Consider the following 15,325-nt stretch of genomic DNA (forward strand, 5'->3'; position numbering starts at 1 on the left):
ACATGAGGCAGAAGCTCAAAAACAGCGTTTTAAAGCGTAAAAATGATAAAAACATACTGATTGATTACTTTTTTAAAAAGAACGGTCAGGAGAAACCTATTGTCATCTTTTGTCATGGTTATAAAGGTTTTAAAGATTGGGGCGCATGGGATTTGGTTGCGGAAGCGTTCGCGAAAGCAGATTGTTTCTTTGTAAAATTTAACTTTTCGCATAATGGTGGAACTGTGGAACAACCAATTGATTTTCCAGACTTAGAAGCTTTTGGCGAGAACAATTATACCAAAGAACTAAACGATTTACAATTTGTAATCAATCATTTGACAAACGATTCTTTTGAGTTTTCTGCGGAAGCAAACATAGAAAACATATCATTAATTGGGCATTCTCGCGGCGGCGGAATTGTAAACATTAAGGCAGCAGAAGAAAGCAAGATTACAAAAGTAATTTCGTGGGCTGGCGTTTCTGATTACGCGTCACGCTTTCCACAAGGAGAAGCATTGGAAGATTGGAGAAATTCAGGTGTATATTATGTAATTAATGGTAGAACGAAACAAGAAATGCCACATTTCTATCAGTTTTTAGAAGATTTTCAGGCAAATGCAAATCGTTTAGACATTCATAGCGCAACAAAAAACTTAAAAATCCCGTACTTAATTATTCATGGAACAACAGATCCGGCAGTTCCAGTAGCAGAAGCGAAACTTTTACACACATGGAATTCTAAAAGTAAATTACATGTAATTGAAAATGCTGATCATGTATTTGGCGCGCGTCATCCGTGGAACGAATTGCAATTGCCAAAGCACTTAGAAGAAGTGACACAAACTACAATCAATTTTATTAAAAAAGCATAAAAAAAGCGAACCGAAGTTCGCTTTAGTTTTTTATAAAATAATAATATACTCTACCGTTGTGAGTCCGCCACTAATCTCATTAGCATGCAGAACTTCGTATTGTGTTAAGTTTTCTAACATAATTATCTGTCTTGTTCTTGTGGTTGTCCATTACATGTTTCTGGATGACATGAATATACCATTGCTGTATCACCGCTACAATCGGGATTGTCTGAACCTCTTCTCAATTGTCCTTTTAGAGCTTCAACCTTTAAATTGCTGATTACCTTTTTGTTTAAGTTTAAACTTTTTAAATTCCTTTTTTTCATACTAAAATATTTTGGTTAATACCTAAAAGTACAAAATATTAAATTATTCATGGGCATAAAAAAAAGCCATTCAAACTATTTTGAATGGCTTTTAATTATATCGAATAGAAATCGTTTCCTAATTTGTTCCTTTTAAAACTAACAATGGCAAACGACTTTCAAAGTCTATTTTCTTTATAGTGTTTTGTTCCCAAAGCTTTTTGAAAAATCCACGTTTACGTCTAAACACGCAAATCATATCTGGATTATTTTCATTTAAATGTTCTAAAACTCCTTGAAATAAGGTTGAATTTTCAGAACTCTTATATCCAGAAGTAATAGCAGCTAATTCAGAATAAAACTCTAAATCTTCAGGTAAAAAATCTGGTGTTTTCACTTGTAACAAACGCATTTTTGCTCCAAAAGCTGTTAAAATAGCTTCTAACGGATTTAAAACTCCTTCTCTTGTAATAACTCCTGACTTTATTGCTGTCAATACTTTATTAATTGGCTTAAAAGCATATCCTTCAGGAACTACCAATACAGAAATATCTGTTTGTTTTACAATACTTCCCGATGTATTTCCTAAAAACATTTCTTCTTTAATTGAATTGCTTCTTGGACCAACAATAATTAAATCAATTCCTAATTCCTTATCAATAGAATTAATACTATCAAGTACATTTCCTTTGGCAGAAATAATAGAAACATCTACTTTTTTCAAATCAACACTTCCAATAACTTCCTTTACATTACTTGCCGTTTCACGTCCGACAATCTCATCAACATTTAAAATCGTTCCTGCTTTTGAAAGCACTTTAAAAGCTCTAAACACAAATACTTTTGCATCAATAGCTGCTGCAAAATCAATGGCATATTGCAATGTATTCTTTGCATTTCCAGAATCTCCAATAGGAACCAATATATTTTTCATTGTCTTAAATTTCTGCAAAAATAATCATTTTTTAATTCTAAGATCACTTTTCAGTTTTTTAAACTTCAAAAAATAAATATCTTGTAGACTACAAAACACCGTTTAATAGAAACAAAAAGGAACTGGGAAGATCAATTCCTTTTTTTATAATTTTAAGATTATTTCATTGATTATAAAAATTTAAAAACTGCATGACTAGTAAAATAAAGATAAAAGCATCTATACTAAAGCGTTTTCTCTGGTTTTACAGCATAACTCTATTTGCGATCCTGGCATTGATATTTCTATTAATACTGTACAGAGCCAACTATGATGTAGCCAATACAGTTGCGTTTTTTGGAGACATTTTAGAAAATATAGTAACTAGTCCATTATTCTACATAATAGGGCTAATTCCTTATCTCCTTTTCTTATTGATAAAAAGTATCGTGCACAACTACAAGCAAAATAAAATTAAAGGCTTAGTAAAAGGTGTTTTCTATAAAGTAGTGATTCCTGTTATGGTAATTTTTATCGGAAACAAAGCATTGCAAAGCTATCGATCATCTGAAACCATAAATTATACTTGGGATACGAACATAGAAAACAATCTTACCAAAATAAACAATTACTATACGATTGATAATAAACAGCGAGGCATTCATGTATTCAATATCAGTGGAAATTTAGAAGACATTGAACAACTTAAAACTAACAATTTTGAATGGATCACCATTACGCCATTTATAGGTCAAAACCATTACAACAAACCATCAATAAGGTTAATTTCTGATGATAATTACAATAGAAGGCTAAAACGCTACAAAAAGATAAAAGCAGCATGCGACAAATTTGAGATAAAAATAATGCTAAAACCTCATATTTGGTTATCCAAAATGGAAGACGGCAAATGGCGATCTGACATTGAAATGGAAACGGAACACGACTGGAAGACTTGGTTTGAAAATTATAGTCAGGTTATGTTAAAATATGCAGAACTTGCGGAGGAATTACAACTAGAACAATTTTGTATCGGTACAGAATTAGAAACAACTGTCTATAAAAAGCCCGAACAATGGAACATCTTAATTCAACAAATTAAATCAATTTACACAGGAAAACTAACCTATGCGGCCAATTGGTACAATGAATATGAGGCAGTTCCTTTCTGGGACAAATTAGATTACATAGGAATTCAAGCGTATTTTCCATTAAGCACAACAGACAATCCAACGTTGGAAGAATTAGAAAGCAATTGGAAAAAGCATACAAAAGATATAGCAGCTGTTAGTGAAAAATATAACAAACCTGTTCTCTTTACCGAAATAGGTTATAAATCTATTCAAGGAACTTCAGAAAAACCATGGGAATGGAATAGTGCTAAAAGTATCTATTCAAAAATTTCTAAAAAAGAGCAGTTACTATGTTATCAGTCCTTTTTTAATACCGTGTGGCAAGAACCTTGGTTTCACGGTATTCATATTTGGGAATGGCAAGGTCGTGGCAAATCTGATGGTGCTAATACCAATTTCACTATTGAAGGTAAACCTGCACTAAATCTTATTGCAAAATATTTTAAAATAGGGAACAAACACTAAAAGTGGTTTTAAACTAAATATCTATACTATGATTCGTCTCGCTACTTCAGTAGACATTACTGCACTTCTGGAAATCACCAAAGCGTGTGCAAAACACATGACTAACAACAATATATTCCAATGGAATGAAAACTATCCAAATCGTTCAGCTTTTGAAGCTGATGTTGCTAGAAATGAATTATATGTTTTGCTTGACGCAGCTGAAATTGTAGGTTGTATTGTGGTTTCTAGTCTAATGGATGAAGAATACAAAGTTGTTAAATGGCTTTCGCCAGATGATACAAATCTCTACATTCATCGATTGGCAGTACATCCAAAAAAGCAAGGAAAAGGATACGCGCAATGCTTGATGGACTTTGCAGAAACGTACGCTATAGAAAATAATTATCGCTCCATAAGATTAGATACGTTTAGTAAGAACACAAGAAACCAAAAGTTTTACGAACTTCGTGGCTATAAAAAATTAGGAAGCATATACTTTCCAAAACAAAGTGTATATCCTTTTTACTGTTACGAACGCGTACTTTGAAAACAAAAATAACCAACTCACACATCAACAAACTTGCAATTCCTGCTTTAATTGCCGGAATTGCCGAACCATTATTATCCATCACTGATACAGCTGTTGTTGGAAACGTTCAAGTAAATGCTACAGAAGCCTTAGCCGCTGTCGGAATTGCTGGTGCATTTATATCTATGTTAGTTTGGGTTTTTGGACAAACACGAAGTGCTATTTCTGCCTTAGTATCACAATATTTGGGCGCTAACAAGCTAGATGAAATCAAAACGCTTCCAGCACAAGCTATCGGAATCATTTTAGCAATTAGTTTTGTATTAATCCTAATTACCTATCCGTTTGCAGAACACATTCTCAACTTTTACAATGCAAAAGGCATCATTTTAGACTACAGTAGTTCGTATTATCGAATTCGCATCTTTGGCTTGCCATTTACACTATTAACATTTTCCATATTTGGTGTATTCAGAGGTTTGCAAAACACGTTAATTCCAATGATAATTGCCATTATTGGCGCATCACTAAACGTTATACTCGATTTTGCTTTTGTGTATGGTGTTGGCGATTATATTCCTGCTATGCATGTTGATGGCGCTGCGTATGCAAGTCTAATTTCACAAATATGTATGGCGTTATTAGCGGTTATATATATGTTGAAAAAGACGCAAATTCCGTTAAAAATTCAACTACCAATACACAAAGAATTGCCCAAAATGGCAATCATGATTCTAAATCTAATTATCAGAACAATTGCCTTAAATGTCGCTTTATACTTTGGAACTTCGTTTGCAGCCGCATATGGCCCAAAATATAGCGCTGCGTATACCGTATTATTAAACATTTGGTTCTTTGGAGCGTTCTTTATTGATGGATATTCAAGTGCTGGAAACATCTTATCAGGAAAACTCTATGGTGAAGAAAACTATGAAGAATTGGTAAAACTCAGCGTCCGACTAACCAAATATGCTATCATTCTTGGAATTGCAATGCTCATTGTTGGTGGAATATTATACTATCCAATTGGAAGAATATTTACAAAAGAACAAATTGTATTAGGTGAATTTTATAACACTTTTTGGATAATTCTTGTGATGCAACCGCTATGTGCAGTCACATTTGTATTTGATGGAATATTTAAAGGATTAGGGAAAATGGCAGCGCTCCGAAACGTATTACTCTTTTCCACATTTGGTGTATTTGTTCCTACTATCTTCGTACTAGATTTTCTCGATTTAAAACTCTACGCTGTCTGGATTGCCTTTACACTTTGGATTGCAGCACGTGGAATTCCACTCATATTCGTTTTCCGAAAAGAATTCATTCCGAAGATTAGAAAATCTTAGATTATCAGACTACTTAGATTGTTAGACCAGTTTCTCTTTTACATTCTAAGCGTCAGTTCGAGTGAATTTGCATAGCAAATTTGTATCGAGAACTAATTCAAAACAGTTTAGATTCTTATCTTAGCAGATATAGTATTTAAAAAAAGTCCTGATTCTTGATTCTAAAAACCTTGACTCTTTTTGAAACACGAAATCACAACCTTATGACTACAACAAGATCCAACGGAAGTTTATATACAAGTATTCAAAACAACATTGCAACTGTCGAATTTGGACATCCTGCAAGTAATTCATTTCCTGGCGAACTCTTAGATCGATTAACGAAAGAATTAAATTCTTTAGCAGAAAATGATACTGTAAGCGTAATTATTCTCAAAAGTGAAGGTGATCGTGCATTTTGTGCTGGCGCTTCTTTTGACGAGTTGGTTGCGATTGATAACTTAGAAGATGGAAAAACATTCTTCAGTGGTTTTGCCAATGTCATCAATGCAATGCGAACCTGTGGAAAATTAATTGTTGGTCGTGTACAAGGAAAAGCTGTCGGTGGCGGCGTTGGATTAATTTCTGCTTGTGATTACGCATTAGCAACTGAAGCGGCTTCTGTAAAACTCTCCGAATTAACCATCGGAATTGGTCCTTTTGTAATTGCACCAGCAGTTCAAAACAGAATTGGAAAAGCTGGTTTCTCTGAGTTAAGTCTCGCGCCAAGCGAATGGAAAACAGCGTATTGGGCAAAAGAAAAAGGCTTGTTTGCCAAAGTATTTGAAACCCAACAAGAACTCGACAAAGAACTTGAAATCTTCACAGCAAAACTCGCTTCATACAATTCGGATGCATTAGCTGGAATGAAAAAAATATTGTGGGAAGACACCGAAAACTGGGACACACTTTTAGCCGAACGCGCTGAACTTTCTGGAACGCTTGTTTTATCTGACTTTACAAAAAATGCGTTGGCGAAGTTTAAGAAGTAGATTTCTAGACTTGCTTAGATTATTGGATTTGTTAGGGTATTTTTTTCGTCATGCTGAACTTTTACATTGAGCGCACTCGAAATGCAGTATCTCATTCATTGGACTTCTTAAGTATATCCTTGTCATTCCGCACTTGATGCGGAATCCACGTCATACCGAACCATGTGCTGAACTTGATTCAGTATTGATTCAGCATCTCATCACGCTATTATAATTCCCAAACGTCAGTTCGAGTAATTTTCTGTCATATCGAGCATTATTGAAATAAAAATATATTTTGATAGAAAATACTTAACGAAGTTATCGAGATAGATAGAAAATTGTATCGAGAACTACTCACATAACCAAAAAGTAAGGCATAAAGTTTGATACACTTCTAGTGATCAATTCTATATCCTTATGAAGAAAGTTATTTTAAGTTTTACGGTTTTAATGCTACTTTTTTCATGTTCTAAAAAGGAACAGTATTATGGTACTTGGGCTAAAGATTATCAATATGATGCTACACCAACTTTTATGAAAATATATACTGATAGTATTTCTTTAAGTAATGACGGAAACCTATGGAATACATATCCAGTTACAATTAAAAACAATAGCCTTACTTTTTTAGATTATACATTTAAAACTTCCATTTCAAAAGATTCTTTAGTTTTTCAAAATTTCACTTATAAGAAAGATACTGTAATTCCTTTGCTTGAAATAGAGTTACCCAAATTCAAAAACTATAATTTTTATAAACCAAATCCTGAAGAAGAATTAATTTATATACAATACGGAAAAGTGCCAAATTCAAATAAATACAAACTGCAACTCAATGATAAATACGCTGAATTTGAAGAACTTATTCATTTTTTCTTTAACCATTATAATAGTGAAATATCTCATCACGCATTAAGAAGGTTTGCATTACTATGTGACAAAAGAGCAAAAATGAAAGATATAGAACTTCTATTCCATGAAATGATCAAAATAAACGCATATACTTTTTATATAGTTAATGATATAAAACATAAAATTATTGAAAATGAGATCGAAAGTATCTATTTGTCTCAAAAACAACAAATTACTCCTATTTTTAATATAAAATATGAAACAAAAACAGATAATAATTCCGTAACAGGATATAACTTTTTAAACCATAGTATTCTTGATCATTTAAAAACTGAAAACCAGCAATATCTATTTCTGATCAATAATGAATTTTATATCGGAAAAGAAAAATATAGCTTGGAAGACTTCACAAAAAGAGTTGATTCTATTGTGGCAAAAAAAACGCAATTAGTCATACTTTTCGATTTAGATTCTGATTTCAAGCATTACACAATATTTAATGCTGGTATAAACGATGCATACAGTAAATTATATGATTCTACTGCAATACAAAAATTCAATACAACTTATAAACTACTAAATGACGACGAAAAGCATGTCATAAGAACATTATATCCTCAAAGAAATATTCAAAACATTTCCATTCCTCACTTTTTATCTTTTGAAGAAGATCCTATTGAAGATGTTGAATTTCCATTTAAAAATGTAAAAGAACAGATTCCAACTGAATATTTTGAGCAGTAAGATCATTTCTAAAAGCAAGAAATAAACGACCAATTTGATAATAGAAATTAGATTCCCGTCTCCACGGGAATGAAAATAGATACTGAATCAAGTTCAGCATTATCTCCAATAGTAACTATTTAACAAACTCTTTTTCAACAAATCCAATAATAAACTATCTTTGCGCATTAATTGAAAATGAAAATGAGCAAAATTCGCATTACAAAGCAATTTAATTTTGAAACCGGTCATGCTTTATACGGCTATGACGGGAAATGTAAAAACGTACACGGACATAGTTATAAGCTTTCGGTAACCGTAATTGGAACACCGATTACAGACAATAACAATGTAAAATGGGGAATGGTGATTGACTTTAGCGATCTTAAAAAAATCGTGAAAGAAGAAGTTGTAGATGTATTTGATCATGCCATTGTATTCAACCAAAATACACCTCACAAATCGTTAGCGTTAGTAATGCGTAGTGAAGGACACAATGTAATATTAGCAGATTACCAACCAACAAGTGAAAATATGGTGATTGATTTTGCGGCGAAAATCAAAAGTAGACTTCCAGGAAATATTCAACTGTTTTCTTTACGCTTACAAGAAACCGATTCCTCTTGCGCGGAATGGTTTGCAAGTGATAACGAAGCGTAACGAAGTGCTGATCTTAGTTTAGCACGTATCGATATAATAATAAACAGCGAACCTAGGTTCGCTGTTTTACTATAATTTATAGTTCAGGTCCGCATACTAAAGGATATGTAGGACAAGCCCAAAGGTTTGAATGACACCAATATTCGTGAGTTTGACAAGGAACTCCAAATGTAACATACGGAAGTCCACCTTTTAAATTTGCTGTAGACAAGTCTGAAACTGACTTTTTGTTAAGTTTCAATGATTTTAAATTTCTTTTTTTCATGATATATAGTATTAATTAGAGGAAAAATTATAAAAACAAATCAGAATTCACTTACGGTAAGACCATACTTAACATTTAAACTCTAAAAACAAATTCATTCTTTAATTTCGTTAATTACACTATATATTTTCAATGTGATACGCAGAAATGTTAGAATTCTTATATTTACACCATGAACATTCCCGAAGGAAAAAAAATATACTTCTCTTCTGATAATCACTTAGGCGCTCCAACGGCGGAAGCTAGTTTCCCTAGAGAAAAAAAGTTTGTAGCTTGGTTAAACGAAATTGAACATGATGCAGCCGCTATTTTCCTTCTTGGAGATTTGTTCGATTTCTGGTTTGAATACAAAACCGTTGTTCCAAAAGGTTTTGTGCGAACGCTCGGAAAGTTAGCAGAACTTCGCGATAAAGGCATTCCAATTTATTTCTTTGTGGGGAATCATGATTTATGGATGGATGATTATTTTGAGAAAGAACTCAACATTCCTGTATATCACAAACCGCAAGAATTCACTTTTAATGATACTACTTTTTTCATTGGTCACGGTGACGGATTGGGTCCTGGAGACAAAGGTTATAAACGCATGAAAAAAGTATTTACCAATCCTTTCTTTAAATGGTGTTTTCGTTGGTTGCATCCAGATATTGGTATGCGAATTGCGCAGTATTTATCTGTCAAAAACAAGCTAATTTCTGGCGATGATGATGCTACGTTTTTAGGAGAAGACAACGAATGGTTGGCACAATATGCAAAACGGAAGCTTGAAACTAAACACTACGATTATTTTGTGTTTGGTCATCGTCATTTGCCTTTAGAAATTGACCTCAATGAAAAAAGTAAATATATAAATCTTGGCGATTGGATTCAATACTATACCTATGGTGAATTTGATGGAACCAAAATGACGCTCAAAAAATATGAAAAGTAGGTTCTGTTAGGGTTTTTCGACCAAGTATAAAACCAACTAACATGAATTACGCTAAATTTAGATCACAACAACAGTTTTTTACCTCATCTAATGGCAAGCTAGCTTATATAGATAAAGGAAAAGGAACACCTTTAGTACTTTTACATGGCATTCCAACTTCTTCTTGGTTATATCGAAAAATGATTGATGAATTGGCAACATCATTTCGTGTGATTGCTCCTGATATGTTAGGTTTTGGAAATAGTGATTCACCAAAAGGATACGACATATACAATCCTGATCAGCATGCAAAACGTTTCTTGGAATTGATGAATCATCTAAAAATTGATCATTGGAATCATGTTTTACATGATGCTGGCGGACTTTGGACATGGGAATTGTTTAAAATAGCTCCGAATAGAATTCAGAAACTAGTTGTTTTAAATACAATTCTATTCAAAGAAGGATTTCATCCACCAATGCGCTTCAAAAAAGGTTGGATTACGAAATGTATTATGGCAATGTATGCTAATGGAATTACAACTAATTTGATGTTAAAAGGCTTATTCAATTCAGGTTTAGTGAACAATGAATTAACTAAAAATGAAATAGAAGGTTATAAAAAACCATTGCTTGAAGGAAAAACAAAAGCGATGTATAATTTTTTCTCTAGAACATGTTTTGACTTGCCTGATTACACTGCTGTATTTGAAAACATAACAATTCCTAAGCTTATTATTTGGGGAAAACACGATTCATTCTTAATATTTGATGACATGAAAGAGCGCGTGTACGAACATATAAGTTCAGAAGAAAATGTTCATCTGTTGGACGCAAAGCATTTCATTCAAGAAGAAAAACCAACAGAAATCAATCAACTTATTATTCCTTTTTTAACTGCTTAATTATTACAAACATCTTTCAAATAATTATCTAAATTAATTTGAAACAACGTTCCTTCAAGCAAATCAGCAATAGAAGTTAACTCTTGTTCTGAAACTGCTAAATCTACAGTAGTTGCTGGTGTTTTTAATAGAATAGAACGACATGTTTGCTTAGCTTGGCAATCTTTGCAACAACCTCTTTCAACAGCTTGCTTTACAAACTTGGAAAAGTTTTCTACCTCTTTAATTGTTAAGTAAAAACCTGTATCTCTAAAAATAATTTGAAACTTCGAGTTATTTTTTTCTAAATCTTGTTTCCACTGAAAAGAAATTCCAATATTGTTGTAATAGATTCTATGTATATCGCTCATGATTTTTCAATTTGAGAATTCAAATATACAATTATTTATAATTAGTCTAAATTAAATTAGTTAAATTATATTCGATTTAAACCATTGACAATAATAGAAGTCTTATTGACAAACCCATCTTCATGAATACTCCTAAAATAGTCGCTTTAATCCTTGTTTCATTTTTACTTCTTTCTTGCGGGAATGATGATACTGTTGTTTCAAATACACCTGAAGAAACACCAACGACAACTTCAGATAGTCCAAATATTCTATTAATTATAGCTGACGATATGGGATTAGACGCAACTCCAGGTTATGATACTGGAACGATAAAACCCAACATGCCAAATTTGCAAAACATGCTAAATTCGGGTGTTAAGTTTACAAACTTATGGTCCAATCCAACCTGTACACCAACTCGGTCAAGTATTATAACGGGGAAATACGGTTTCCGCACCAATATGCTAAATGTAGGTGATGTGCTATCAACTTCAGAAACATCATTGCAGCAATATATGACTACAAATAGTCCTGAATATACACATGCCGTAATTGGAAAATGGCATTTATCAACAAATGCATCGCATCCAACAACTATGGGAATTGATTATTATGCTGGTTTATTATCTGGCGGCGTACAATCATATTGGAATTGGAATCTTACAGAAAACCAACAAACAACAAATTCTACGGAATATACAACGACAAAGTTTACAGATTTAGCAATTGACTGGGTTTCAAACCAAACAGATCCTTGGTTTTTATGGTTAGCGTACAATGCACCACATACACCTTTTCATTTGCCGCCGACGGAATTACATTCACAAGGAAGTTTACCAACAGACGATGCAAGTATTGACGCAAATCCTATTCCATATTACATGGCAATGTTAGAAGCAATGGATTCAGAAATTGGTCGTTTATTGAGTTCGATGTCAACAGAAGAAAGAGAAAATACAGTCATCATTTTCATAGGAGATAATGGAACGCCAAATGAAGTTGTACAAGTATATCCTTCAGTACGTGCCAAAGGAAGTGTATATCAAGGTGGCGTAAATGTTCCAATGATTGTTTCTGGTAAAAATGTCGGTCGATTCAGTGCAACTGAAGAAGCTTTGATAAACACAACCGATTTGTTTGCGACCATTGCAGATATTGCTGGCACAGGAGCTTCTGAAATTAATGATAGTCAGAGTTTTAAAGAATTATTATCTACTACAAATACTGATACACGCGAGTATACGTATACTGAAATTAGTAGAGATAATGGATCAGATTATACAATAAGAAACGCCACACATAAGTATATTATATTTTCTGATGGAGATGAAGCTTTCTTTGATTTAAGTATAAATCCTTTTGAAAACCCTAATTTATTAAACGCAAATCAATTACCATTGAGTGCTGCGAATAGTACTATAAAAGATGAATTGACAAATAGATTGAATGAAATACGTCAATAACTAACGTCTGTTCGAAATAAAAATCAAGAGTAGTTTTCTTCTTTTCCGCAGTATAGCAGGAGTTTTTCGTTAAAAATTTTTGAAGCCTTGGAGAAAATTTAGAAAAGCTCATGCGGTTCTAGTTTTTCAATAAAAAGAAAAAGTAGAAATACCTCTGGAAAAGCGCCGTTTCTTTTGTTTCTTTTCTTTGGGCGAACAAAGAAAACGAAAATAAAAAACTGAATTTCAGAATTTTACAAACAACACATTAAGTGTTATCAAATTTTTATTTGAATAGAATTTATACTAACTACGATTCATCTTCTCCTTGATGCGCTTCAACATCTTTCGTTAGATCTAAGTTTCGGAATGTTGGAGAAACCAATCCTGTGGTAATAACGGTAATTAAGGTCATGGTTCCACCAAAAACTACTGCCGTAACTGTTCCCATTAATTTTGCTGTTAAACCACTTTCAAAAGCACCTAATTCATTTGATGAACCTACAAACATAGAATTCACAGAAGCAACACGTCCACGCATTTCATCAGGTGTTTTTAATTGTAGAATCGTTTGACGAATAACCATAGAAACTCCATCGGTAACACCACTAAAGAATAGCGCAACTAGTGAAATCCAATATACTGTAGATAATCCAAAGACAATTATACAAATACCAAATCCGAAAATAGCTGCTAACAATTTGAGTCCAGCATTTTTACTTATTGGAATGTATGCAGTAATAAGCATTGTCAATACAGCTCCAACAGCTGGTGCGGCTCGTAACATTCCAAATCCTTCAGGACCAACTTTTAAGATATCTTGTGCAAATATTGGTAATAACGCAACTGCGCCACCAAATAAAACCGCAATCATATCTAGCGTAAGCGCACCCAAAACTGCTTTTTCATTTCGGACAAAATCAATTCCTTCTCCTAAACTTTTCCAAACATTTTCTCCAATTTTCGGGTTCAATATTGGTTTTTTAGGAATTAAGAAAAGAATCATAAACGATAAAGTCACCAACGCAAAAATGATACATAATGACCAATGAACTCCAATCCAATTAATGGTAAATCCGGCGAAAGCTGGACCTAAAATCGTAGCCGTTTGCCATGTAGAACTACTCCAAGTTGCTGCATTTGGGTATATTTTCTTGGGAACAATCAATGCAATTAATGAAAAGATCGTTGGACCAAAAAATGATCGTAGAAAACCACCAAAAAAGACCAAAGCGTAAATACTATATAGTACAGAGTTTTGCGACCATTCGGCCGTAATTTCAGGTGATGTTAGTAGAAATAATGCAAAACTAATTATCGAGAATAACGCAATACAGGTTGAAAGTAACGTGCGTTTTTCACGTTGATCTACAATATGTCCGGCAAATAATGCCATCGAAACTGCCGGAATTACTTCCATTAATCCAATTAAACCAAGTGACCAAGGATCTTTGGTGATGGAATATACTTCCCATTCAATTACAATAAATTGCATGGACCACGCAAATACTAAAAAGAATCGAACCAATAGAAATATATTGAATTCTTTGAATCGTAAAGCTGCGTACGGATCTTGTTTTTGCATGAAGTGTTTATTGCGAATTCAATTTGAATTCTACGCGTCTATTTTTCTTTCGTTGCGCTTCTGTATCATTTGGAACTATTGGTTTTGAGCTTCCAAATCCAAACCAATTGATTCTTATATCTTTTAATCCTTTTGAGATTAGATAATCTGATACTGCTTTTGCACGTTCCAAAGATAATTCTTTATTTCTTCTTGACGTTCCAATATTGTCAGTATGTCCATAGATTTCAATGGTAATTTTAGGTTGCTTTTCTAAATACGCATACAAATCATCCAATTCTTTTATGGACGTTGCTACTAAGATTGCTTTGTCAAATTCGAAGAGGACATTCTTAAAAGTGTAGATTTCATCTTCTTTTATCAGTTCTTCAACTTCTACAATTTCCTCTTTTTTAATTTCTTCCTGAATGATTTCTTTTTTTAAAGGTGCTACAGATACGTCGTCTATATAGTAATATGCAAATTCATATTCTTTCGCAGGTTGCATCTGTATTTTATTTGTTTTCCAATTCCGATTAAAATTCCCAATAGAAAAATAATTTTCAAATCCTTGCGCTTCGTATGTAAATGTAATTTTAGTCCAACCTAATTTTTCTTGGTAAAAACGATCGCGACTTATTTCAACTTTATGGAACTTTTTATCAGTTGCTTTTTTAGGTCGAATGTTTTTCTCACAATAATTTGCATGGGAACATTTTTTCAACTTTTCTTCTGTGAATAAAATGTCTAAGTCTGTTGTTGCTTTTGTAGATTTTTCAGCTAAACTTACATAAAAAGTAACTGTATATTTTTTACCTTTTTCAAGTGTTTGTGCTAATGTTCCTTGAACGTATTCTCTATAGTTTTTTTCTGTAAATACATAAATTCCTGCATGTGCAATTCCTGTTCTCGACTTTTGATAACCGTTGTAATGATTGTAACTTTTTTTGCCTTTATAATTGAAATAATCTGTAGTTCCCATACTTGGCGTACTCCAATCAGTTGCATTTTTATCAAAATGTCCCATAGAACGTTCGCAATGCGAACAGTCTTCAAAACTTGGATTCAAGACTAAGTTTTGAGCAAAAAAGGTGGTTGTTATAAAAAATATTAGAAGTTGGAAGGTCGTTTTCATTTCAACTAAACGATTTTACGATCAATTTATTACCTAAGATATATACTGAAAACAACCTATTACAAAAACTTA

Annotated in this window: 16 protein-coding genes; 10 read left to right on the forward strand and 6 right to left on the reverse strand. The window is 32.9% G+C overall.

The features are described from left to right. Positions 1-2 precede the first annotated feature (2 nt). The gene (locus ACUUYC_RS06740; RefSeq protein WP_474264817.1) at positions 3-854 is read left to right on the forward strand and encodes an alpha/beta hydrolase family protein; all 852 of its coding nucleotides are present in this window, start codon (positions 3-5) and stop codon (positions 852-854) included. Positions 855-976: 122 nt separating this feature from the next. Here the strand turns inward: ACUUYC_RS06740 and ACUUYC_RS06745 are convergent, their stop codons facing one another. Both ACUUYC_RS06745 and ACUUYC_RS06750 read right to left on the reverse strand, forming a co-directional pair. Beyond that, positions 977-1,162, reverse strand: coding sequence for a hypothetical protein (locus tag ACUUYC_RS06745; RefSeq protein WP_474264819.1), 186 nt, complete (start codon positions 1,160-1,162; stop codon positions 977-979). A 118-nt stretch (positions 1,163-1,280) separates the two neighbouring features. After that, positions 1,281-2,075 (reverse strand): universal stress protein, encoded by a 795-nt coding sequence (locus ACUUYC_RS06750; protein ID WP_474264820.1) that lies wholly within the window; start codon positions 2,073-2,075, stop codon positions 1,281-1,283. A gap of 191 nt (positions 2,076-2,266) precedes the next feature. Here ACUUYC_RS06750 and ACUUYC_RS06755 point away from each other — a divergent pair, with 191 nt between their 5' ends. The 6 genes from ACUUYC_RS06755 (at position 2,267) to ACUUYC_RS06780 (ending at position 8,700) form a co-directional block, all read left to right on the forward strand. Continuing rightward, on the forward strand, positions 2,267-3,652 hold the full coding sequence (locus tag ACUUYC_RS06755) for a glycoside hydrolase family 113 (RefSeq protein ID WP_474264822.1): 1,386 nt from the start codon (positions 2,267-2,269) through the stop codon (positions 3,650-3,652). A 28-nt stretch (positions 3,653-3,680) separates the two neighbouring features. After that, positions 3,681-4,181: a GNAT family N-acetyltransferase gene (locus tag ACUUYC_RS06760; RefSeq protein WP_474264823.1), complete on the forward strand. Its 501-nt coding sequence runs from the start codon at positions 3,681-3,683 to the stop codon at positions 4,179-4,181. After that, complete coding sequence (locus ACUUYC_RS06765; RefSeq protein WP_474264824.1) at positions 4,178-5,512, forward strand: MATE family efflux transporter; 1,335 nt, start codon at positions 4,178-4,180, stop codon at positions 5,510-5,512. Before ACUUYC_RS06760 ends, ACUUYC_RS06765 begins: the two co-directional genes overlap by 4 nt. A 203-nt stretch (positions 5,513-5,715) precedes the next feature. Next, complete coding sequence (locus ACUUYC_RS06770) at positions 5,716-6,483, forward strand: enoyl-CoA hydratase/isomerase family protein (protein WP_474264825.1); 768 nt, start codon at positions 5,716-5,718, stop codon at positions 6,481-6,483. Between the two features lie 399 nt (positions 6,484-6,882). Then, positions 6,883-8,061 (forward strand): hypothetical protein, encoded by a 1,179-nt coding sequence (locus ACUUYC_RS06775; protein ID WP_474264826.1) that lies wholly within the window; start codon positions 6,883-6,885, stop codon positions 8,059-8,061. A gap of 183 nt (positions 8,062-8,244) precedes the next feature. Then, positions 8,245-8,700: a 6-pyruvoyl trahydropterin synthase family protein gene (locus ACUUYC_RS06780; protein WP_474264828.1), complete on the forward strand. Its 456-nt coding sequence runs from the start codon at positions 8,245-8,247 to the stop codon at positions 8,698-8,700. Between the two features lie 76 nt (positions 8,701-8,776). Here the strand turns inward: ACUUYC_RS06780 and ACUUYC_RS06785 are convergent, their stop codons facing one another. Next, entirely contained in the window at positions 8,777-8,965 is a 189-nt protein-coding gene (locus tag ACUUYC_RS06785) for a hypothetical protein (RefSeq protein ID WP_474264829.1), read from the reverse strand. A gap of 172 nt (positions 8,966-9,137) precedes the next feature. On the opposite strand from ACUUYC_RS06785, the gene ACUUYC_RS06790 reads away from it, so the two are divergent. Both ACUUYC_RS06790 and ACUUYC_RS06795 read left to right on the forward strand, forming a co-directional pair. Continuing rightward, on the forward strand, positions 9,138-9,896 hold the full coding sequence (locus ACUUYC_RS06790; RefSeq protein ID WP_474264830.1) for a UDP-2,3-diacylglucosamine diphosphatase: 759 nt from the start codon (positions 9,138-9,140) through the stop codon (positions 9,894-9,896). A gap of 41 nt (positions 9,897-9,937) precedes the next feature. Then, entirely contained in the window at positions 9,938-10,780 is an 843-nt protein-coding gene (locus tag ACUUYC_RS06795) for an alpha/beta fold hydrolase (RefSeq protein ID WP_474264831.1), read from the forward strand. Here the strand turns inward: ACUUYC_RS06795 and ACUUYC_RS06800 are convergent. Next, entirely contained in the window at positions 10,777-11,130 is a 354-nt protein-coding gene (locus ACUUYC_RS06800) for a DUF6686 family protein (RefSeq protein ID WP_474264833.1), read from the reverse strand. The two genes, ACUUYC_RS06795 and ACUUYC_RS06800, sit on opposite strands and share 4 nt — an antisense overlap. 122 nt (positions 11,131-11,252) lie before the next feature. On the opposite strand from ACUUYC_RS06800, the gene ACUUYC_RS06805 reads away from it, so the two are divergent. Next, entirely contained in the window at positions 11,253-12,575 is a 1,323-nt protein-coding gene (locus tag ACUUYC_RS06805) for a sulfatase-like hydrolase/transferase (protein WP_474264834.1), read from the forward strand. A 289-nt stretch (positions 12,576-12,864) separates the two neighbouring features. Here ACUUYC_RS06805 and ACUUYC_RS06810 read toward each other — a convergent pair whose 3' ends face one another. Both ACUUYC_RS06810 and ACUUYC_RS06815 read right to left on the reverse strand, forming a co-directional pair. Then, positions 12,865-14,139 carry an MFS transporter gene (locus ACUUYC_RS06810; protein ID WP_474264835.1) on the reverse strand — a complete coding sequence of 425 codons (1,275 nt, stop codon included), beginning with the start codon at positions 14,137-14,139 and terminating at the stop codon, positions 12,865-12,867. 7 nt (positions 14,140-14,146) lie between these two features. Continuing rightward, entirely contained in the window at positions 14,147-15,253 is a 1,107-nt protein-coding gene (locus tag ACUUYC_RS06815) for an OmpA family protein (protein WP_474264837.1), read from the reverse strand. Positions 15,254-15,325 lie beyond the last annotated feature (72 nt).

This window comes from Kordia sp. E, from assembly GCF_056033805.1.